Here is an 18,779-nt window from a genome sequence, read left to right on the forward strand (position 1 = left end):
GCGAATTGAGCCTCGAACCGCATCCGCCCAGGGTAATTACAACACTCTCGTCAATTTTCGCAAAGGAAATCTAGATTTATTAATAGAAATGAACTACGCTGTAGGAACTCTCCTACTTTTCCACGAACATGGACCGCAGTTACCCCTACAGCCGCCGCCTGCTGTCACGCGCCCGCCTGCACAAGCGCATGGCTGTGATGGCTGCCGCCGGCTTGCTCGGCGCGACGGCGATGTTCATGCTGACGTGGAAACCGGACCCGATCGCTTCCGCCGTTCAGGCATCTTCCCTGCTGGCGTCGACAGATGGCGTGCAGAGCGTGCGCGGCGTGCGCCGCGTCTATCCCTATTCCGTGGTGCCCGGCGGCGTGTCCGGCAAGACCGAACTGGCGCGCGTGATCCGCACCGATCGGGTGGTGGCAAGCCATTACGCTACTTTCGACGTCGACCAGGCGCGCCCGGTCGTGGTCCAGAAGCCGCGCGCGGTGCACGTGTCCTATCGCAAGGGTGGACAGGTCTACTGGACTGCCCACAAGGTCATGCTGGCGCCGGGCGAGACCTTGCTGTCGGACGGACGCAGTGAAATGCGGGCACGTTGCGCGAACCGGATTTCGGACGTGGCCCAGTACCCGGTGGAAGCCCACCAGCCCGCCATGGATGAACTCGACAATGCAGTCGAGCTCGATGAAGACGAAGAATACGCGCTCGGCCCGGACGGCCTGCCGGTGTCGACGGCCGGCGGCGGCGGCATTCCACGCCACACGGGCCAGCGCTCGCCCGGCCGCCTCGGCGGCGGTGGCGGCGGCGGCGCGGCGCCGGGTGCGACGGCGCCGGACAGCATGCTCGCAAGCAGCACCTTCTCGCCCGCTTCCGCGATGAGCACCGCGATGGGCATGGCAGGCTCGTCCAGCAGCATGGGCAGCCGCCCGCGGCCGGCCGCGACGCCGGCCCCCACCACTACACCCACTGGTTCCGGCGGCAGCGAGAGCAGCAGCGGCGGCTCGTCCGGGTCGCAGCCCACGTCAGGCGGCGGCGAACCCGTCTCTGCACCAGGCGCCGGCACCGACGTCGTCACATCGCCCGGGATTCCCGAAACCGGCGCCGGACAGCCGCCGACGGGCCTGCCGCCAGTGACCGGCGACCCCGGCACCGTGCCCGTGCCGGGTACGTCGCCGGAGCCGGATCCGCTGCCGGTGTTCACGCCCGAGCCACTGCCGCAGCCGGGCAATCCGGTGCCGACCCCGCCGGCCGGCAATGGCCCGCTGTTTCCGCCGACCGGACCAGAGACCGGCCCCTTGATCCCGCAACCGCCGCTCACGCCGGCGCCTCCGCTCGAAAACGTCGAGCAGGAACCGAAGGCGCCCAACACCGTGCCGGAACCCGGCAGCGCCTGGCTGCTCGCCGGCGCGCTGGCCTCGATGCTGGGCCTGCGCCGGCGCGCCCGCTTCAAGCGGGAATCTTGAGTCCGGCAGCAACGGCCGGACGCGCGCGGAAGGCCTCGAGCGCGGCCTGCACGCGCGGGAAATCCTGAAAGCCCACGAGTTCGCCCGCGTCGTAGAAACCGACCAGGTTGTTCACCCAAGGGAAGATCGCGATGTCCGCGATGCTGTACTCCTCGCCCGCCACCCACCGATGCCTTGCCAGCTGGCCTTCGAGCACGCCGAGCAGGCGTTTTGACTCGCTCACATAGCGGTCGCGCGGGCGCTTGTCCTCAAGCTCGCGGCCGGCGAACTTGTGGAAGAAGCCGAGCTGGCCGAACATCGGCCCGATCCCGCCCATCTGGAACATCAGCCACTGGATCGCGGCGTAGCGCCCGGCCGGGTCGTTCGGGAGGAACTTGCCGCTCTTCTCGGCCAGGTAGATCAGGATCGCGCCGGATTCGAACAGCGGCAGCGGCTTGCCGCCCGGTCCGTTCGGATCGAGGATGGCGGGAATCTTGTTGTTCGGGTTGAGCGAAAGGAAGGCCGGCGACATCTGGTCGTTCGTCTCGAAGCTGACCTTGTGCGCCTCGTAGGGCAAACCGGTCTCTTCCAGCATGATCGAGGCCTTCACCCCGTTCGGCGTGGGCAGCGAGTACAGCTGGATGCGGTCAGGATGCTGTGCGGGCCACTTGGCAGTGATGTCGAAAGCGCTGAGGTCTGGCATGGTGTCGTCCACGAGGATTGATGGACTGCCAACGATAGCAAACTTCCCACGCGCCTGCCGGAAGCGGCCCGCTTTTAGCGCTTCTTAGCCGAACAGCTTGTTGGCGGTCCGTGCGATCAGTTCACCCTGGTGGCGTGCGCCGCCCAGTTCGATCTCGCTCGGCTGGCGCTGGCCCTGGCCGCCCGCGATGGTCGAGGCGCCATAGGGGCTGCCGCCGACGATCTCGTCGAGCGACATCTGGCCTGCATAGCTGTACGGCAGGCCGACCACGGTCATGCCGAAGTGCAGCAGGTTGGTGATGATCGAGAACAGCGTCGTTTCCTGGCCGCCGTGCTGGGTTGCCGTCGAGGTGAAGGCGCCGCCCACCTTGCCGTTCAGGGCGCCGCGCGCCCACAGGCCGCCGGTCTGGTCGAGGAAGGCCGCCATCTGGGCCGGCATGCGGCCGTAGCGGGTTGGCGCGCCGATGATGATGGCGTCGTAGTCCGGCAGTTCGTTCACGGTCGCGATCGGCGCATCCTGCTGCAGCTTGAAGTGGGCGTTCTTGGCGATCTCCTCCGGCACCGTTTCCGGCACGCGTTTCACATCCACCGTGGCGCCGGTGGTACGCGCGCCTTCCGCGACGGCATTCGCCATCTGCTCGATGTGGCCGTAGGTGGAGTAATACAGAACCAGGACTTTCGACATGCCTTCCTCCCTGTAGTGATTGGCAAAAGCCCTATTCTGCTGCGGTCGCCGATTTTGCGGCACGCGCGAGGACGATGCGCAGGGAAACCAGCTGCAAAGAGGGACCAGAGTTTGTCGGGAATGACCACTTCGGCCATAGCAGCATCCGCCAAGGCCGTCGCGTACCTGCTATGCCAGGGCCAAGGGCTACGTGCGTCTGGAAATGTCCCGCCACGGACGCAAGATCGGGACGGGTCAGGCAGTCGGATAACCGATCGCGGACCCTTCTACGGCGAGCTGATCGAAGCGGCGGCTTGACCCCAGCGCTTCGATCAGGGCCGGAGAAAGGGGCTCGTGCTTGTAGACCCGTGCAATGGCCTCGACGGGAATGTCGACTTCGTAGTAGTGCTGCGCAAAGTCGTGGTAGGTTTGAGGCCCACCCCTGTAGTACGAAAGCATCCATAACGCCCCATCTGGATCGCTCGTCAAAGGGTACGCGATCGCGCCTTGACGCCAAGCCTGATCGCCTGCCGGGAACCAGATGCAAAACGTCGTATCGTCCATATGAAACGCCGGCTCCGTCAATGAGGACGAGAACTGGCGCGGGACATCTTCCAGGACACCCGGCCAGACTTTCGCAGAATTCGAAGCCCATGGCGACATTGCCGATTCGTGATCGAAGCCTCGAATAAAACACCCGGCAGGGTCGAAAACAGCAAACAAGTCGTCGCCTTGGCCATTACGCATCGAACCCATCTGTGCATCGGGCGACCAGCTGGCATCGAACGAAAAGTACCGGTACTCACATTCCTCTTCGACAATTGCATCCAGCATTGCAAGAGACTGCATAACGCGTTTCAGTATATCGGGCGCTGGAAGGTCGAGCATTGGTCGTGTATGCATGGTTTCAACAGTGGAGGCAGTAAAGCGCCCTTCACCGTCCATCGGATGCGGCGATAACCATCCGCCCTTGAGGTCCTCTCTTGGCCGCACCAGGCCAATTGCAAGGTCCAGTGTACGGCGCTTATTGCTTCGTTTGCAAGTAAGCGATTTGATCAGGGTATCTAGCCTTCAGATAGCCAGGCCAGCGCCGCTTCCGCAATTTCCGCTGGAATCACGTGCTCGCCGACGAACTCTTCGTAGCGCAGCGGATAGCCGGCGTCGCGCAACTGGCGCACGATGCGGCGGCTGCAAGGGTCGATCGGCAGGATGGGATCTTCCGTGCCATGCGAAATGAACACCTTCGGCTCACCGCGCGCCTGGAGCGGACCGATGAAGCCGGGCGAAAAGGCCAGGATGTGGCTGAACAGGTCGCCATTGGCCAGCCCCAGTGACAGTGCATACGAGGCGCCATCCGAGAAGCCGCCCACCGCCAGCCGTGTGGCATCGACGTGATAACGCGTGAACACGTCAGTCAGTGCGCGGTCGGCCAGGTCGCGATCCGGCCCGTAGCTGCGCCCGGCGATGATGTCCCAGGTATTGCGGTTCGAGGCTGGCGCCACAAGGATCAGGCCGGCCTGGTCAGCCAAGTGCAGCAGCACGCGCAGGCCATCATGGGCATGGCCGCCGGCGCCATGCAGCAGCAGGACCAGCGGGGCTGGCGTCTCGAGCTTGTATTGGCTGGAAACGAAGACGTAGCTGTCGCGGGTGCCGCCGACTGCCAGTTTGTGCAGGCCGGTCGGGGAATCAGGGGGAAAGACGGAATTGACGGGCGCGGGGCGCGCCTCCAGGCGTGCATCGGCGGACATGGGGCCTCCTCGGACGGGTGGTCCGGGAAGGCGGGCCTTACCCGGTCAGATCCAGTAGATGAAGGCGGCCAGCGCGATCACCAGTAGCACACGCGTGATGTTGTAAGCGGTCTTGTTCCAGGCCTTGAAGCGGCGGCGGTACTGGCCCATGTAGAAGGAGATGCGGAACAGCTTGCTCACCAGGCCGACCTGGTCGCCCGTCTCGTTGGGCGAGGCGGCGGCGGTCATCACGGTGCGGCCGAACCAGCGGTTGAAGGCACCCATCCAGCGGTAGCGCATCGGGCGCTCGACGTCGCAGAACAGGATCACGCGGTCGCTCTCGCTGCCGTTGATGGCCCAGTGGATGAAGGTCTCGTCGAACACGACGCCCTGGCCGTCGCGCCAGCTGTGGCGTTCGCCGTCGACTTCGATGAAGCAGCGGTCGTCGTTCGGCGTGGCCAGGCCCAGGTGGTAGCGCATCGAGCCGGCGAAGGGATCGCGGTGCGGGTTCAGCTTGCCGCCCGGCGGCAACTCGGCGAACATCGCGGCCTTGACCGAGGGGATCGCCTGCAGCAGCGCATAGGTCTGCGGGCACAGGCGCTCGGCCGATGGATGGCTGGCGTCATACCATTTCAGGTAGAAGCGCTTCCAGCCGTTCTTGAAGAAGGAATTGAAACCGGCGTCGTCGTTCTGCTCGGCGGCCTTGATTTTCTTGAGGGCCAGCAGGTTTTCGGCTTCGGCGCGGATGATCGGCCAGTTCTCCTGCAGCTTCGCCAGTTCCGGGAATTCGCTTACCGGGATGAAGGGCGTGCTCGGGACCTTCGAGAACTTGTGCATGAAGATGTTGATCGGCGCCATGAACGACGAGTGGTCGAACAGCTGGCGACGGAAAGGCAGGCGCACGCGGCCGCGGAAGTGGATATGCAGGATCGACAGGATATAGAATCCGACCACTAACCACTTCATTACTTCCTCCGTCCTTGCTGGCTTGCCTGATAAGGGACGCAGGATACCACAACGGCCACTCAGCCGTCGAAGGCGGGGTCGTTATTCGGTGGAACCATGTTGCGCCGGCTAAGCGCGGTGCGCGCGCCGGCGCGGGGTCGATACGTCAGTCCGGCGCGCAAGCCGGACTCAGGGAAACTCAGTGCTGGACCGAGGTGATCGCATACCCTTTTTCGCTGATCTGGCCGGCCACGTTCTGCAGGTCGTAGTCTTCCAGTTCGTCGGCATCGTCCGCCACCTCGATGGCACGGACTTCGATTTCCCAGTCGGTGTTGGTGGCTTCTTCAGGGATGTTGCGTGCTTCCGGCACCGCCAGGTAGGACAGTTTGCCGTCGTTTTCTGGTCTGCGGTAAATATCCAAGCGCATAGTCGTTTCCTCAAGTCAAAGCCCGCTTTCCCGATGAAAGCGGGCACCCACAGTAGAAAAGATTAAGGCGCTGTCGTCTGTTAATTGACCCACACTCAGCCGCGCACTCAGCGGCCGGGCGATGCCCCGAGTATGCGCGCGGGCAACATCACAATGGCGCGCAACAGTTCGAACACGGCCTCGACGCCGACACCGAGCAGCCGGAACGGCAGCAGAAGCAGCCACACCAGCGGGTACAGCACCAAGGCCAGCAGGGCGATGGGCCAGCACAGGAACAGCAGCAGCAACCATAGCAGGAAACCTAACATTGTTCTCGTTCCTTTGGGTGGTAAGGGGTAGGAGAACTGTAAGTTACCGGGATGGGAGCGACAATCCGTGTGCGACGGACGGGGCAAAAGGCGGGGTAAATGGAAGAATTTGCAGGGTAGGCGGCTCGTAAGCGGGGCCACTGGCCCTGCTTACCCCACCCTGCGAAGGGAATCAGGCGAAGGCAGCGACCTGTTCCGTGACGCGCTGGTTCACGACCTGCGCCCGCAGCGAAGCCTGCAGCGACGGAATCGACCCGCCCGCGCGGTACTGGAAGGCCACGTGCACCAGGTCGCCCGCCTCCACCTTCACCGGCTGAGCCAGCGGCAGTGTCATGTAGTGGTTCAGCCAGTCGATCGTGTTCGACTCTTCCTGCACGATCGCCAGCACGTTCTTGGTGATGAAGCGCATCGCATTCAGCGTGCCGCTCTTCTCCGCCACGATGCCGCCTTCCCAGGCGAACACATTGTCGACCGGCTGGCTGAAGTCGATCAGGCTGTACACGGCCGGCTGGCCGAGCTCGACGGTGCCCGGGTAGACCACGCCGGTTTCCTGGAACTGGACGATCGGGGCGTAGAAACCCTCGAAATCGTATTCCTGCTGGATCGGCTGGGCCGCCATGATCACGGCTTCCGGCAGGAACACCGGCAGCGGGCCGCCGAACTTGGCCAGGTAGCGGCGCTTGAAGGATTCGATCACTTCGACCTGCTTCTCGCGCAGCATAGCGACGTGGATCATTTCGCAGATCACGACGTCCACCGGCTCCGGCGGCAGGTAGTCGAAGGCGTCGGCGTGGATCACCTCGACCTTGTGGCCGTTGGGGTTCACCGCCAGGAACTTGCGCGCCTCGCGCACCATGTCGGGATTGAATTCGACGCAGTAGACCTTGGCCGCCTGCTGGGCTGCGAAGAAGGACAGGACACCCGTCCCGCCGCCCAGTTCCAACACCTTGGCGCCAGGTTTCACCGCGTAATGGATGGCAGACTTGAAGCTATGCATCCGGTTCTGGTCCATCAGCATGTTGTGATGGTAGTGGACTGGAATGAACTGCCCCAGGTAGCAGCTTTCGATTTCGCGTTCGTTCAGCATCGGTATCCTCGACGTACAAGTTGTACAGTGAAGCCATTATGGCCAAGGATGCACGGCGCCCATGCGTCGAGCTGGAGGGTGTTTACCGTCCAGTTCCCACAAGAAATGTAAAAACGTCAGCGCTTGAAGGACGTAATGCTTGCGGCGATGTCGGTCTGGCCGGCGCGCTCGGCGATCTGGGCCGCGGTAAGGCCCTCGGTGTTCTTGAGGAGCGGATTGGCGCCCTGCTCCAGCAGCAGCCGGACCATAGCGGGCTGGCCCTCGCGCGCCGCCATCATCAGGGGCGTGTAGGCGCCGCTTTCGCGCGGCGACACCGCATCCAGCTTCGCCTTGCGGGCAATCAGAAGGCGCGCGATGTCCTCGCTGCCCGCGGCGGCCGCATAGTGCAGCGGCGTCCAGCCGGCGCGGTTGACCTGCGCACCCTTGGCCAGCAACGCCTCGGCGGCGCGCCGGTTGTTCTTGAACGCGGCCATCATCAGCGCCGTGTTGCTGTTCATGGCCTTTGCTTCCAGGTCGGTGCCGGGATGGGCCAGCAATGCATCGAAGACCCGCATCGAACCCTCGCGCACGGCCAGTACCAGCGCCGGCTCGCCGCCCACCGGGTTGATCTCGTTGGCGTTGACTTCCTTGCCGACCATCTCCTTGACGGCCGAGACGTTATCGACCTGCACCGCACGGAAGAATTCCGCGACCTGCTGCGGCGTGGCGGCTGCCGCCGCGGCGGTGGTCAACAGGGAGACGACGAGGATGGCGCGGCGGGTCAGGCTCATGGTCAGGCTTTCGCGGTCTGGAACAGGTTGAAGAAGTTCTCGCTGGTCTGTGCGGCGACGTCGCGCAGCGACACGCCCTTCAGGTTGGCGATGAATTCGCCCACGTGGGCCACATAGCCCGGCTCGTTCATCTTGCCGCGGAACGGTACCGGCGCCAGGTAGGGCGAATCGGTCTCGATCAGCATGCGCTCGAGCGGCACCGCCTTCGCCACTTCCTGCAGCTCCTTGGCGCTCTTGAAGGTGACGATGCCGGAGAACGAGATGTAGAAGCCCTGCTCCATGGCCGCCTGGGCCACTTCGAGCGATTCGGTAAAGCAGTGCATGACGCCCGCGACACCGCCGGCGTCGGTGCCGGCGCCCTCTTCCTTCATGATGCGGATCGTGTCGGCGCTCGCCGAACGGGTGTGAATGATCAGGGGCTTGCGCGTCTCGCGCGAAGCACGGATGTGGGTACGGAAGCGCTCGCGCTGCCATTCGAGGTCGCCCTCGAGCCGGTAATAGTCGAGACCGGTTTCGCCGATGGCGACGATCTTCGGGTGGTCGGCCAGCTCCACCAGCTGCTGGACGGTGGGTTCGGGCGTGTCTTCGTAGTCGGGGTGGACGCCGACCGACGCAAAGATGTGGGGGTGTTCTTCAGCGAGGGCGCGCACCTGCGGAAAGTCCGGCAGGTCGACGGAAACGCACAGCGCATGCGTCACCTTGTTCTCGGCCATCTTGGCCAGGATCTCGGGCATCCGGGCAGCCAGCTCCGGGAAATTGATGTGGCAGTGGGAATCGATAAACATCCCGTCATTTTAATCCAGTCGGCTGCAGGCCGTCGCTGTCGGTGCTTGCTCTACAATATCATCAGGACCACTGGATGGAATGCGCATGGCAATCGAGAACTTCAACTACGGATCGGACGATTCCGGTCTGGTATGGGGCTACCTGATGGCGCCGGCGGCGCCGGCAGTTCCCATCGGCACGGTTGAAGCGATGGAATGGCTGGCGCGGCGGCCGCCCTCGCAGTTCATCTGGATGCATTTTAATTTGTCGAACTCGGCCAGCGAGCGCTGGCTGCGCACCCAGGCAGGCTTGCCCGAGGAATTCTTCGCCGCCCTGCACCAGGGCTCGCGCTCAACCCGCATCGAGGCGGCCGACGACGCCCTGATCGCGGTCGTCAATGACGTGCTGCACAACTTCACGCTGGACGACGCCGACATCTCGACGCTGTGGGTGCACGTAACGCCCTACGGCGTCTTCAGCGCGCGCCGCAAGCCGCTGGAATCAATCGAACGCCTGCGCCAGGCACTGCGGCAGGGCGAAACCCTGGACAGTCCGATCCAGTTGCTGGTGCACCTGCTGCGCGACCAGGCCGAGGTACTGGTCAACATCGTGCGTGAAGCGGTGGCCCGGGCCGACGTCATCGAGGACCAGTTGTTGTCCGGTCGCCCCACTCGCAAGCGCGAAGACCTGGGCGCCTTGCGGCGCGTGCTGGTACGGTTGCGCCGCCTGCTGGCGCCGGAGCCGGCGGCCGTGTTCCGCCTGCTGCAGCGTCCACCGCTGTGGATCACCGCGCACGACCTGCAGGACCTGCGCCAGGCGACCGAAGAATTCGACGTGGTGCTGAGCGACATGAGCGCTCTGCAGGAACGGATCAAGCTGCTGCAGGAGGAGATTGCCGCTGGCGTCAACGAAGACAACAACCGCAGCCTCTTCCTCCTGACCATCGTGACCGTCATGGCCCTGCCGATCAATATCGTCGCCGGCCTGATGGGGATGAACGTGGGCGGAGTGCCGCTGGCCGAACACCCGCACGGGTTCCTGATCGTACTCGGCCTGATCGGCGGCTTCAGTGCCCTCGTCGCCTGGGTCCTGCTGAGGCTGCAGCGGCAGCGCTGAACGGAGTCAAGCGACCCGCTTCCCGAGGATGATCAGATCGCGCTCGATGCCATCCAGGTTCGCGACGCGTGGGAAATGCGCCCACTTCTCGAAGCCGTATTGTCCGAACAGCGCCAGGCTCGGCGCATTGTGGCCGAAGATGAAGCCCAGCAGCGTATGCACGTTTACCTTCGGCGCATGCGCAATGGCCAGCTCCAGGCAATAGCGCCCGATGCCTTTGCCACGCGCCTGTTCCGCGATGTAGATCGACACCTCGGCCGTCCCCGAATAGGCCGGGCGGCCGTAAAAATTCGAGTAGGACAGCCAGCCCAATACTTCCGGCTGCTCAGCAGTATCCTCAGCAGAATGGATCACCCACAGCGGCCGGCGCTCTGGCGTATGGTCGGCAAACCAGGCTTCGCGCGACTGCACCGTGATCGGTTCGGTGTCGGCGGTCACTTCACGCGAAGCGATGGTGGAATTGTAGATATCGACGATGACCGGCAGGTCGTCGCGGGTGGCAAGGCGGTGGACGTAGGACGGCATAGATAAGCGAAGCTGATCCAAAGTCAGCAAAGGTAAGGAAAACTGAACTAGAGGGTATGCGTGGCGCGCGAGGAGCGCAGTGCGGCGCCGAGGATTTCTTCGATCCTCAGCTTGGCGCGCTGGCCGGCTTCGTCCGCCGGGAAGTGCACGCCGATGCCCTGCGCCTTGCTGTTGTTCGCGCCGGCCGGGGTGATCCAGGCAACCTTGCCGGCGATCGGGTATTTGTTGGGATCGTCCATCAGCGACAGGATCAGGTAGATCTCGTCGCCGATTTTATAAGGTTTGGTGGTCGGCACGAACATGCCGCCGTTCTTCAGGAAGGGCATGTAGGCGGCGTACAGCGCGGCCTTTTCCTTGATCGCCAGCGACAGCACGGACGGCCGCGGCGGCTGCGGGGCCGCCGTTCCCTGCTGCTCTCCGGGGGTGGCGCTCATCGGTTTCCTTTCATGCACAGCACAAAGTGTACTCAAGCAACATATCTTCGACAAACAATTTCGCCGAAAGGGGATGGTCGGCGACGGCGCGGCGCTCGTTGGCGGCCTTGATCGCCCGGTTCAGATTGCCGGTTGCCACCCTGCCCGCCAGCCCGGCAAGTTCCTTCTGATAGCGCGGATAATAGCGGATTCGGCCGGACAGCTTCACCGACAGCACATCGTACAGCCAGCGCTGCTGCCAGGCGACCAGCGCCGACAACTGCGCTTTGGCCAGCTTCTCGGCCGCGCGCAAGGAAGCCTCGACGCTCGGATTGGCCAGGAAGTGCAGCAGCACATCCATCTCTTCGCGGCTGCCGGCTTCCGCCTCCGCCAGCGCGGCGAGCGGCGCGCCGCCCTGCTCGCGCAGCCAGCTGTCGGCATCCTGCACACCCTGGGCCTTGAGCCAGGCCAGCGCCTCGTCGTGGGCCGGCATCGGCAGCGCGAACTTGCGGCAGCGCGACAGGATGGTCGGCAGCAGGCGGTCCAGGCTGTTCGAGGCCAGCAGGAACACGGTGCCCGGCGGCGGTTCTTCCAGGGTCTTGAGCAGCGCATTCGAGGCCGGCATATTCAGTGCTTCCGCCGGATACAGCACCACCACGCGCAGGCCCTGGCGGTGGGTCGAGATGTTCATGAAGTCGCCCAGTGCGCGCACCTGCTCGATCTTGATTTCTTTCGACGGCGCCTTGGTCGACTTGGCCTTGGTGGCGGTCTCGCCGCCCTCCTCGCCCTCGCCCGCCGGCTCGTCTTCCAGCGCTTCCGGCCGCACGCGGCGGTAATCCGGGTGGTTGTTCTGCAAGAACCAGCCGCAGGACGCGCATGCGTTGCAGGCGTGGCCGTCGGGGCGCACGTTCTCGCACAGCAGGGCCTGGGCAAAGGTTTCCATGAAGTCGGCCTTGCCGACCCCAAGCGGGCCGTGGAACAGGATGGCGTGCGGCAGGCGTTCGCGCATCTGCTGCAGGCGCTCCCATGCCGCTTGCTGCCAGGGGTACATCGTCACAACGTTTTCTCCAACACTTCAGCCAATACTTGAGACAACTTCACCTGGATGGTTTCGATCGTCTGCGTCGAATCCACCACCACGATGCGCTCCGGGAATTGCGCCGCGCGGCGCAGGTATTCGTTACGGCATTTCTCGAAGAACGCCGCCTGCTCGCGCTCGAACTTGTCGAGGGTCCGGGTGGCGTCCAGGCGCTCGCGGGCCACCTCCAGCGGCACGTCGAACAGCAGGGTCAGGTCCGGCTGCAGCTTCGGATGGACCCAGTGTTCCAGCGCTTCCAGCCGGCTGCGGTCCAGGCCGCGGCCGCCGCTTTGATAGGCGAAGCTGGCGTCCGTGAACCGGTCCGACAGCACCCAGTCGCCGCGCCCCAGCGCCGGCTCGATGACTTGCGCCATGTGCTCGCGGCGGCTGGCGAACATCAGCAGGGCCTCGGTTTCCAGGTGCATCTTCTCGTGGAGCAGCAGTTCGCGCAGCTTTTCGCCCAGCGGCGTGCCGCCCGGTTCGCGCGACGACACCACGGTCTTGCCGCGCGACGCCAGGAACTCGGCGACGAAGCCGATGTGGGTCGATTTGCCGGCCCCGTCGATGCCTTCGAAGGTGATGAACTTGCCTTGCACTTCCCTACCGCCTTGCGTCATTTGCCCGTCCGCCGCTGATACTGGTTGACTGCACGGTTGTGCTCGTTCAGGTTCTCCGAGAAATGGCTGGTGCCGTCGCCGCGCGACACGAAATACAGCGCCTGGGTCTTGGCCGGCGCCAGCGCCGCCGCCAGCGACTGCACGCCCGGCAGTGAAATCGGCGTGGGCGGCAGGCCGGTGCGGGTGTAGGTATTGTACGGGGTGTCGGTCTGCAGGTCTTTCTTGCGGATGTCGCCGCCGAAGCGCTCGCCCATGCCGTAGATCACGGCCGGGTCGGTCTGCAGCATCATGCCGGTACGCAGGCGGTTGACGAACACGCCAGCGATCATGCCACGCTCGCTCTTCTGCCCGGTCTCCTTTTCGATGATCGACGCCATGATCAAGGCCTCGTACGGGTTCTTGTACGGCAGGCTCGGATCGCGCGTTTCCCAGGCAGCCTTCAGGTGGTTCAGCATGGCCTGGTGGGCCTGCTTGTAGATGGCCAGCTCGGAGGAGCCCTTGGCGAACAGGTAGGTATCCGGGAAGAACAGGCCTTCCGGATTGGTGTACTCGCTCGAAATCTTCCTCATCAGCTCGTCGTCCGAGAGCTTGACGGTGTCGTGACGCAGGCGCTCGTGGGCCGCGAGGGCGGTGCGCATCTGCTTGAAGGTCCAGCCTTCGACGATGGTGACGGCTTCCTGCGCGAATTCGCCGCGCACCAGCTGGCGCAACAGGTTGCGCGGCGTGGTGTTCGGCTTGAGCTCGTAGCTGCCGGCCTTGATCCGCCCGGCTTCGCCCGTGACGCGGGCCAGGATGTTGAACAGCTGCGGATTGACCGGCACGCCGGCCTTGACCATCTGCTGGGTGGCCACGCCGACGCCGACGCCCGGGTCGATGGTGAAGTCGATTGCCGGACCGTCCGTCGTCAGCGGGCTTTTGGCCCAGTATGAAAAGCCGGCGACTGCGGCGATCGAAACGATGACGCCGGTGACCACTAATTTTTTGATGAATGCCATGGGTTCTTGTTTTGGTTTTCGCCGTGGGTTTTGCCCACCTCGGCGCGATTTTGCCGACATCTTTATAATGAGCCCGTAATGATAAAGCTTATTTGCTACTGAATTGCTAATACTAACGGGATTATGAGTAACTGGACAGATACCCTTTCCTCGATGGGCGCCCGCTTCCATATTGACGAAGCCGCCCAGGTGGAAGATTTCGGCCGCGCATTGACCGCCGCCGAACTGGCCGACGGCTTCGTGGCCCCCGTCACCGACCTCGGCATCATTGCCGTCGCGGGAGACGATGCCGCCAGCTTCCTGCACAACCAGCTCACCAACGACGTCGAGCACCTCGGCCTTGGCGAAGCGCGCCTGGCCGGCTACTGCACCCCCAAGGGCCGGCTGCAGGCAACCTTCCTCTACTGGCGCGACGCTGACGCAGTGTACCTGCAACTGCCGCGTACGATCCAGCCGCCGCTGCAAAAGCGCCTGACGATGTTCGTGCTGCGCGCCAAGGCCAAGCTGCGCGACGCCACCGACGAAGCGCCCTTTGCGGCCGTGCTCGGCATCGGCGGCGGCAAGGGCGAAACGGCACTGCGCCGCCACGTGGCGCAACTGCCGGACGCAGCTTACGGCAAAGTCGACGGCCAATCCGGCACCGTGATCCGCCTGGCGGACGTGTTCGGCGCGCCGCGCTACCTCTGGCTGACCGATGCCGAGACGGCGACCGCTGCGCTGCCGGGTCTCGCCGGCGAACTCGCGCTGGGCGGCAACCAGGCCTGGCAACTGGCGTCCATCCACGCCGGTGTGCCGCAGGTGACGGCCGCCACCCAGGAACAGTTCGTCCCGCAGATGGTGAACCTCGAGCTGCTGGGCGGTGTCAATTTCAAGAAGGGCTGCTACCCGGGCCAGGAAATCGTCGCGCGCAGCCAGTACCTGGGCAAGCTCAAGCGCCGCACGGCGCTGGCCACGGTGGCCAACCCGGCCGCCCGCGCCGGTGACGAGGTATTCTCGATGCTTGACCCCGGCCAGCCCTGCGGCATGGTCGTGAACGCCGCCGCCAACGGCCTGGGCGGCGCCGACCTGCTGGTCGAGATGAAGCTCGACGCGCTGGGCGAAGACGTGCGCCATGGCGCCGCCGGCGGCCCGCAACTCAGCTTCCAGCACATGCCCTACCACCTCGACGCGCTCGACGTGTAACGATGATCGACCTGTACGTCTACTACAAGGTGCGCGAGCATAACGCCGCCAGCCTTGCGCCCCGGGTACGCGCCATGCAGGCGCAGCTCGGCTTGCCCGCGCAGCTGAAGCGCCGTCCGGAAGAGCGCGACGGCCTGCAGACCTGGATGGAAGTCTATCCAGCGGTACCGGGCGGCTTCGCGGCCGCCGTCGAGCAGGCGGCGCTGGACGCCGGCCTGCTTGCGTATATCGAAGGGCCGCGCCGGTCCGAAATCTTCACGGACCTCGACCTATGTGCCTGATCGTCTTTGCCTGGCAGGTGCTGCCGGGCGTGCCCGTCATCGCGGCGGCCAACCGCGACGAATTCTATGACCGCCCCGCTACCCCGGCCGCCCCCTGGCCGGAGCATCCGCACGTGATCGCGGGACGCGATCTGCAGGGCGGCGGCAGCTGGATGGGGGTGAGCACGACGGGCCCGAACGGCCCGCGCTTCGCTGCGCTGACCAATATCCGGGGACCGCTGGAGCGGCGCGAGAACGCCCCGTCGCGCGGCGACCTCGTGGCCGGATACCTGACCGGCGAGTTGCCGGCCGCCGACTACCTGGAACAGGTGATCGCGCGCGGCGACGTCTATAACGGCTACAACCTGGTGCTGGGCGACCGCGACACCCTGTTCTGGTACTCGAACCGCGGTGGCGAAGATCCGCGCAGTGGCAAGCCGCTCGAGCCGGGCCGCATCTACGGCATTTCGAACGGCCTGCTGGACGCACCTTGGCCCAAGGTGCTGCGTACCAAGGCCCAGTTCGCCAGCCTGCTGTGCCAGGGCGCTCCGGAAGACGCCTACTTCGAGATGCTGGCCGACACCACCCGCGCGCCCGACCTGCGCCTGCCGGAGACCGGCATGCCGATCGAGGTCGAGCGCATGCTCTCGCCGGTGTGTATCGAAATGGAGGGCTACGGCACCCGGACGTCGACGGTCGTCAAGCTATACCGCGAGGGCGAGCCGGAACTGCACGAGCGCGTCGTCCAGCCGTAACGGGGCGGGCCGTCACGTATCACCGCGTGGGCGGAATCCGCCCACCCTACGTTCCCCCACCCGTGGGGGCGTTACATTTCAAAGACATATTGACAGCCGGACGCGCTGTTACATTGTTTCCCCGTGGCAACCACATGAGGAAACGATATGAAAACATCATTGAAGCGTCTGGCAGTTCTCACCCTGATGGCCGCTTGCGCCAGCAGCCCATGGGCGGTGCAGGCGGCCGAACCAGCTAGCAAATGGGTCACCGGCTACTACGGCGGCTACTTCTGGGACAACGGCGACTACCAGGCTCCCGAGCACGTCGACATGACGGCCATGACACATTTCGTGTTCGCGCGTATCGGTCCGGGCGGCGGCAAGAGCGGCAAGCCCGGCGAGATCGTGCTCGGCGCCGGCTCGGCGCACGACCGGCGCGACCTCGGTCCCGGTGCGGCCTGGGACAAGACGGTCGAGGAATACATGATCATGCGCGCGCACCAGGTCGGCACCAAGGCGCTGATCATGCTGGGCGGCGAAGGCGACAACGCGGGCTTCATCGCCTCATCGCAGCCGGAAGTGCGCCCGCTGTTCGTGAAGAACCTGGTCGACTACATGGTCGCCAAGGGCTACGACGGCGTCGACGTCGACTGGGAAGGCATCGCCGACAAGGCCGTCGAGGAACAGGCGCTGCTCGAAGCCCTGATCGCGGACATCCGCAAGGAAGCGAATGCGCGTCCGCGCTACCAACAGAGCCCGGTGATCATCACCTTCCCGGCCGGCATGCTCAACACCAACATCGACAAGGTCAGCGAGCACCACAAGCGCGTGGCGAACCTGGTCGACCAGTACAACTTCATGAGCTACGGCATGGGCTGGTTCGGCCAGGGCTGGACCTCGACCACGTTCGCGCCGCTCACGGGCCACAAGGGCTCGCGCCCAATGTCGATCGCCAGCACGATCCAGATGTACGAAGACGAAGGCATTCCGCGCTCGAAGCTCGGCATGGGCCTCGGCTTCTACGGCATGAACTACGCGCCCCCCTACACCGGACCCGACCAGGAAACCGACGGCGACCTGAGCCAGTGGTCAGTGTTCGACGTGCGCTGGAATTACGCCCAGCTGCACAAGCACGGCTACCTGGACAAGGGCATCTACGCCTGGGACGCCGCGACCCAGACCAGCTACCGCACCTACCCGGGCGGCTACACCCCGGCCACCCGCACTGACTGGGCCACCGGCTACCTGAGCTACGAAGAGCCGGCGACCATCGCCGCCAAGGGCGCCTGGGCGAATTCAAACCGCGCGGGCGAAGGCGCAGCCGGCACCATCATCTGGCTGGTCAACTACGGCACCACGGACGGCGTCAACAACCCACTCCTGACCGCTACCAAGAAGGCATTCCTGGATCCGAACGCGGTCGAGCCTGGTCCCTACCCGAACCCGCTGCCGCCCGCGCCGGTGCCGACCGTGTCGGTCACCTTCGACAAGCCGAACGACTGGGGCAGCGGCTGGTGCGGCACGATGACTGTCAAGAACGTGGGTGACGTGGCCGGCTGGTTCGTGGCCGAGACCGACTTCCCGGACACCATCACCTCGCTGTGGAACGGTACCTACACGCTCGAGAACAAGAAGCTCGTCGTGAAGGGCATGAACTGGAACAAGATGCTGCGTCCGGGTGACGCGACCGAGATCGGCCTGTGCGCGACGCGCCCGGCCAAGCCGGTGGAACCACCGCCGCAACTGCCGGCCGGTGCGCTGACCTCCAGGCTGATCATCACCGGTGACTGGGGCAGCGGCTACTGCGCCAAGGTGGCGGTAACCAATACCAGTGCGGTGAAAGCGGTGCGCTGGAGCGTGCAGCTGCCGGTGCAGGGCACGCCGAGCGGAATGTGGAACGGGAAGTACACGCTGGAGAACGGCATCATGACCCTGTCGGGCGCGGACTGGAATCCGGACCTGGCGCCGGGGGCGACCAATGATGATGCGGGGTTCTGTGCGAGTCGCTGATTCATTCGACGTGATTTGACCGCGTGGGCGGAAAATCCGCCCACCCTACGGTAGGGTGGGCGGATTTCCGCCCACGCGGTCCGTTACAGGATGCTCAGCGCCGTCCTTTGACCCCTGCCCTCAGCATCTCCGTCACCTGCGGCGTCGCCGCATACGGATCCGCCGGCTGCGCTCCCTTCACGATCGCGTCAAACCGTTCCGCCACCGCACCCAGCGCCTGCGGATGCGAATAGATAAAGAAGCGCTCCTCCCGAATCGCATCGAACGTCATGCGCGCCACGTCCGCCGCCGTCACCTTGCCCGACTCGACCGCCTTTTCCGTCATCATCTGCGCCGCCATCTGGCTGGCCGTGGTGCGCTCGTGGCTGGCCAGTTCGTCCGGCCGATTGCGGTGCGACTGGGCGATCCCGGTCGGCACGAAGTACGGACACAGCACCGAAGCCTTGATCGGCGCATCGACCAGCCGCAAATCGTGGTGCAGGGTTTCGGTGAGCGCCACCACCGCGTGCTTCGACACGTTGTAGACGCCCATCGCCGGCGGCGTCAGCAGCCCGGCCATCGATGCCGTGTTCACGATATGCCCTTCGAAATCGGCGTCGCGCTGCGCGCACTCGAGCATCACCCGGGTGAACACGCGCACGCCGTGCACCACGCCCATCAGGTTCACGCCCAGCACCCATTCCCAGTCCTGTTCCGAGTTCTCCCAGATCAGGCCACCCGAACCGACGCCCGCGTTATTGAAGACCAGGTGCACGGCATGGAAGCGGGCGATGGCGGAATCGGCCAGCTCCTGCACGTGCGCGCCCTTGCTGACGTCGCACACCATGGCCAGCACTTCGGCGCCGCCCTCCATCAGCTCTTCGGCCGCGTGTTCCAATGCCTTGGCCTGCACATCGGCCAGCACCAGCTTCATGCCCAGGCTCGCTGCCGTGTTGGCGAACTCGCGTCCCAGCCCGCTGGCGGCTCCGGTGATGACGGCAACCTTGCCGCTAAAATCCTTCATGCTCCCCCT

The 18,779-nt window shown here is 64.8% G+C and carries 22 protein-coding genes; 6 read left to right on the plus strand and 16 right to left on the minus strand.

Annotated features, from left to right (window positions below; translation table 11 throughout):
• The first annotated feature begins 128 nt into the window (after window positions 1-128).
• On the plus strand, window positions 129-1,460 hold the full coding sequence (locus LK539_RS20915; RefSeq protein WP_227802997.1) for a PEP-CTERM sorting domain-containing protein: 1,332 nt from the start codon (window positions 129-131) through the stop codon (window positions 1,458-1,460).
• Here LK539_RS20915 and LK539_RS20920 read toward each other — a convergent pair.
• The 10 genes from LK539_RS20920 to LK539_RS20965 form a co-directional block, all read right to left on the minus strand.
• Window positions 1,444-2,142 carry a glutathione S-transferase N-terminal domain-containing protein gene (locus LK539_RS20920; RefSeq protein ID WP_227802998.1) on the minus strand — a complete coding sequence of 233 codons (699 nt, stop codon included), beginning with the start codon at window positions 2,140-2,142 and terminating at the stop codon, window positions 1,444-1,446. The genes LK539_RS20915 and LK539_RS20920 overlap by 17 nt on opposite strands.
• A gap of 84 nt (window positions 2,143-2,226) precedes the next feature.
• Window positions 2,227-2,826 (minus strand): NAD(P)H:quinone oxidoreductase, encoded by a 600-nt coding sequence (gene wrbA / locus LK539_RS20925; RefSeq protein WP_227802999.1) that lies wholly within the window; start codon window positions 2,824-2,826, stop codon window positions 2,227-2,229.
• Window positions 2,827-3,060: 234 nt separating this feature from the next.
• The gene (locus LK539_RS20930; RefSeq protein WP_227803000.1) at window positions 3,061-3,693 is read right to left on the minus strand and encodes a hypothetical protein; all 633 of its coding nucleotides are present in this window, start codon (window positions 3,691-3,693) and stop codon (window positions 3,061-3,063) included.
• 176 nt (window positions 3,694-3,869) lie between these two features.
• Window positions 3,870-4,553, minus strand: a complete 684-nt coding sequence (locus tag LK539_RS20935; protein WP_227803001.1) for an alpha/beta hydrolase — start codon at window positions 4,551-4,553, stop codon at window positions 3,870-3,872.
• 45 nt (window positions 4,554-4,598) lie between these two features.
• On the minus strand, window positions 4,599-5,498 hold the full coding sequence (lpxO, locus tag LK539_RS20940; RefSeq protein WP_227803002.1) for a lipid A hydroxylase LpxO: 900 nt from the start codon (window positions 5,496-5,498) through the stop codon (window positions 4,599-4,601).
• Window positions 5,499-5,676: 178 nt separating this feature from the next.
• Complete coding sequence (locus tag LK539_RS20945; protein WP_227803003.1) at window positions 5,677-5,904, minus strand: DUF6139 family protein; 228 nt, start codon at window positions 5,902-5,904, stop codon at window positions 5,677-5,679.
• A 107-nt stretch (window positions 5,905-6,011) separates the two neighbouring features.
• Window positions 6,012-6,212 (minus strand): hypothetical protein, encoded by a 201-nt coding sequence (locus tag LK539_RS20950; RefSeq protein ID WP_227803004.1) that lies wholly within the window; start codon window positions 6,210-6,212, stop codon window positions 6,012-6,014.
• Window positions 6,213-6,384: 172 nt separating this feature from the next.
• Complete coding sequence (locus tag LK539_RS20955) at window positions 6,385-7,299, minus strand: methyltransferase domain-containing protein (protein ID WP_227803005.1); 915 nt, start codon at window positions 7,297-7,299, stop codon at window positions 6,385-6,387.
• A gap of 116 nt (window positions 7,300-7,415) precedes the next feature.
• On the minus strand, window positions 7,416-8,069 hold the full coding sequence (locus tag LK539_RS20960) for an ankyrin repeat domain-containing protein (protein WP_227803006.1): 654 nt from the start codon (window positions 8,067-8,069) through the stop codon (window positions 7,416-7,418).
• A 2-nt stretch (window positions 8,070-8,071) separates the two neighbouring features.
• Complete coding sequence (locus tag LK539_RS20965; RefSeq protein ID WP_227803007.1) at window positions 8,072-8,854, minus strand: TatD family hydrolase; 783 nt, start codon at window positions 8,852-8,854, stop codon at window positions 8,072-8,074.
• A gap of 79 nt (window positions 8,855-8,933) precedes the next feature.
• Here LK539_RS20965 and LK539_RS20970 point away from each other — a divergent pair, with 79 nt between their 5' ends.
• Entirely contained in the window at window positions 8,934-9,950 is a 1,017-nt protein-coding gene (locus LK539_RS20970; protein WP_227803008.1) for a transporter, read from the plus strand.
• A gap of 6 nt (window positions 9,951-9,956) precedes the next feature.
• On the opposite strand, the gene LK539_RS20975 is transcribed toward LK539_RS20970, so the two are convergent.
• The 5 genes from LK539_RS20975 to mltG are packed head-to-tail and all read right to left on the minus strand — an operon-like array spanning window position 9,957 to window position 13,578.
• Window positions 9,957-10,475 (minus strand): GNAT family N-acetyltransferase, encoded by a 519-nt coding sequence (locus LK539_RS20975; protein ID WP_227803009.1) that lies wholly within the window; start codon window positions 10,473-10,475, stop codon window positions 9,957-9,959.
• A 47-nt stretch (window positions 10,476-10,522) separates the two neighbouring features.
• Window positions 10,523-10,909: a PilZ domain-containing protein gene (locus tag LK539_RS20980; RefSeq protein WP_227803010.1), complete on the minus strand. Its 387-nt coding sequence runs from the start codon at window positions 10,907-10,909 to the stop codon at window positions 10,523-10,525.
• 10 nt (window positions 10,910-10,919) lie between these two features.
• Window positions 10,920-11,939: a DNA polymerase III subunit delta' gene (locus tag LK539_RS20985; protein ID WP_227803181.1), complete on the minus strand. Its 1,020-nt coding sequence runs from the start codon at window positions 11,937-11,939 to the stop codon at window positions 10,920-10,922.
• A 2-nt stretch (window positions 11,940-11,941) separates the two neighbouring features.
• Window positions 11,942-12,583: a dTMP kinase gene (gene tmk, locus LK539_RS20990; protein ID WP_227803011.1), complete on the minus strand. Its 642-nt coding sequence runs from the start codon at window positions 12,581-12,583 to the stop codon at window positions 11,942-11,944.
• A complete protein-coding gene (mltG, locus tag LK539_RS20995) occupies window positions 12,580-13,578 on the minus strand; it encodes an endolytic transglycosylase MltG (RefSeq protein ID WP_227803012.1) in 999 nt (332 codons plus the stop codon). The genes tmk and mltG overlap by 4 nt, the downstream gene beginning before the upstream one ends.
• Before the next feature lie 123 nt (window positions 13,579-13,701).
• Between mltG and LK539_RS21000 the strand changes: the two genes are divergently transcribed.
• From LK539_RS21000 to LK539_RS21015, 4 genes are all read left to right on the plus strand, one after another.
• Window positions 13,702-14,760, plus strand: coding sequence for a folate-binding protein YgfZ (locus LK539_RS21000; RefSeq protein ID WP_227803013.1), 1,059 nt, complete (start codon window positions 13,702-13,704; stop codon window positions 14,758-14,760).
• A gap of 2 nt (window positions 14,761-14,762) precedes the next feature.
• A complete protein-coding gene (locus LK539_RS21005; protein ID WP_227803014.1) occupies window positions 14,763-15,041 on the plus strand; it encodes a DUF4936 family protein in 279 nt (92 codons plus the stop codon).
• Entirely contained in the window at window positions 15,032-15,775 is a 744-nt protein-coding gene (locus LK539_RS21010) for an NRDE family protein (protein WP_227803015.1), read from the plus strand. Before LK539_RS21005 ends, LK539_RS21010 begins: the two co-directional genes overlap by 10 nt.
• Before the next feature lie 147 nt (window positions 15,776-15,922).
• Window positions 15,923-17,767, plus strand: coding sequence for a glycosyl hydrolase family 18 protein (locus LK539_RS21015; RefSeq protein WP_227803016.1), 1,845 nt, complete (start codon window positions 15,923-15,925; stop codon window positions 17,765-17,767).
• Between the two features lie 94 nt (window positions 17,768-17,861).
• Here LK539_RS21015 and LK539_RS21020 read toward each other — a convergent pair whose 3' ends face one another.
• Window positions 17,862-18,770 (minus strand): SDR family oxidoreductase, encoded by a 909-nt coding sequence (locus LK539_RS21020; protein WP_227803017.1) that lies wholly within the window; start codon window positions 18,768-18,770, stop codon window positions 17,862-17,864.
• Between the last annotated feature and the right edge of the window lie 9 nt (window positions 18,771-18,779).

This window comes from Massilia sp. IC2-476 (genome assembly GCF_020707295.1).
Lineage (GTDB): Bacteria > Pseudomonadota > Gammaproteobacteria > Burkholderiales > Burkholderiaceae_D > Telluria.

What these genes read in the sequence shown, in the direction of transcription:
- lpxO (WP_227803002.1), bottom strand. Translation starts at nt 5,498, where the DNA reads ATGAAGTGGTTAGTGGTCGGATTCTATATCCTGTCGATCCTGCATATC.
- tmk (WP_227803011.1), bottom strand. Translation starts at nt 12,583, where the DNA reads ATGACGCAAGGCGGTAGGGAAGTGCAAGGCAAGTTCATCACCTTCGAA.
- LK539_RS20930 (WP_227803000.1), bottom strand. Translation starts at nt 3,693, where the DNA reads ATGCTCGACCTTCCAGCGCCCGATATACTGAAACGCGTTATGCAGTCT.
- LK539_RS20965 (WP_227803007.1), bottom strand. Translation starts at nt 8,854, where the DNA reads ATGTTTATCGATTCCCACTGCCACATCAATTTCCCGGAGCTGGCTGCC.
- LK539_RS20980 (WP_227803010.1), bottom strand. Translation starts at nt 10,909, where the DNA reads ATGAGCGCCACCCCCGGAGAGCAGCAGGGAACGGCGGCCCCGCAGCCG.
- LK539_RS20935 (WP_227803001.1), bottom strand. Translation starts at nt 4,553, where the DNA reads ATGTCCGCCGATGCACGCCTGGAGGCGCGCCCCGCGCCCGTCAATTCC.
- LK539_RS21020 (WP_227803017.1), bottom strand. Translation starts at nt 18,770, where the DNA reads ATGAAGGATTTTAGCGGCAAGGTTGCCGTCATCACCGGAGCCGCCAGC.
- LK539_RS20960 (WP_227803006.1), bottom strand. Translation starts at nt 8,069, where the DNA reads ATGAGCCTGACCCGCCGCGCCATCCTCGTCGTCTCCCTGTTGACCACC.
- LK539_RS20955 (WP_227803005.1), bottom strand. Translation starts at nt 7,299, where the DNA reads ATGCTGAACGAACGCGAAATCGAAAGCTGCTACCTGGGGCAGTTCATT.
- LK539_RS21000 (WP_227803013.1), top strand. Translation starts at nt 13,702, where the DNA reads ATGAGTAACTGGACAGATACCCTTTCCTCGATGGGCGCCCGCTTCCAT.
- mltG (WP_227803012.1), bottom strand. Translation starts at nt 13,578, where the DNA reads ATGGCATTCATCAAAAAATTAGTGGTCACCGGCGTCATCGTTTCGATC.
- LK539_RS21015 (WP_227803016.1), top strand. Translation starts at nt 15,923, where the DNA reads ATGAAAACATCATTGAAGCGTCTGGCAGTTCTCACCCTGATGGCCGCT.
- LK539_RS21010 (WP_227803015.1), top strand. Translation starts at nt 15,032, where the DNA reads ATGTGCCTGATCGTCTTTGCCTGGCAGGTGCTGCCGGGCGTGCCCGTC.
- LK539_RS20915 (WP_227802997.1), top strand. Translation starts at nt 129, where the DNA reads ATGGACCGCAGTTACCCCTACAGCCGCCGCCTGCTGTCACGCGCCCGC.
- wrbA (WP_227802999.1), bottom strand. Translation starts at nt 2,826, where the DNA reads ATGTCGAAAGTCCTGGTTCTGTATTACTCCACCTACGGCCACATCGAG.
- LK539_RS20970 (WP_227803008.1), top strand. Translation starts at nt 8,934, where the DNA reads ATGCGCATGGCAATCGAGAACTTCAACTACGGATCGGACGATTCCGGT.
- LK539_RS20985 (WP_227803181.1), bottom strand. Translation starts at nt 11,939, where the DNA reads ATGTACCCCTGGCAGCAAGCGGCATGGGAGCGCCTGCAGCAGATGCGC.
- LK539_RS20945 (WP_227803003.1), bottom strand. Translation starts at nt 5,904, where the DNA reads ATGCGCTTGGATATTTACCGCAGACCAGAAAACGACGGCAAACTGTCC.
- LK539_RS20975 (WP_227803009.1), bottom strand. Translation starts at nt 10,475, where the DNA reads ATGCCGTCCTACGTCCACCGCCTTGCCACCCGCGACGACCTGCCGGTC.
- LK539_RS20920 (WP_227802998.1), bottom strand. Translation starts at nt 2,142, where the DNA reads ATGCCAGACCTCAGCGCTTTCGACATCACTGCCAAGTGGCCCGCACAG.
- LK539_RS21005 (WP_227803014.1), top strand. Translation starts at nt 14,763, where the DNA reads ATGATCGACCTGTACGTCTACTACAAGGTGCGCGAGCATAACGCCGCC.
- LK539_RS20950 (WP_227803004.1), bottom strand. Translation starts at nt 6,212, where the DNA reads ATGTTAGGTTTCCTGCTATGGTTGCTGCTGCTGTTCCTGTGCTGGCCC.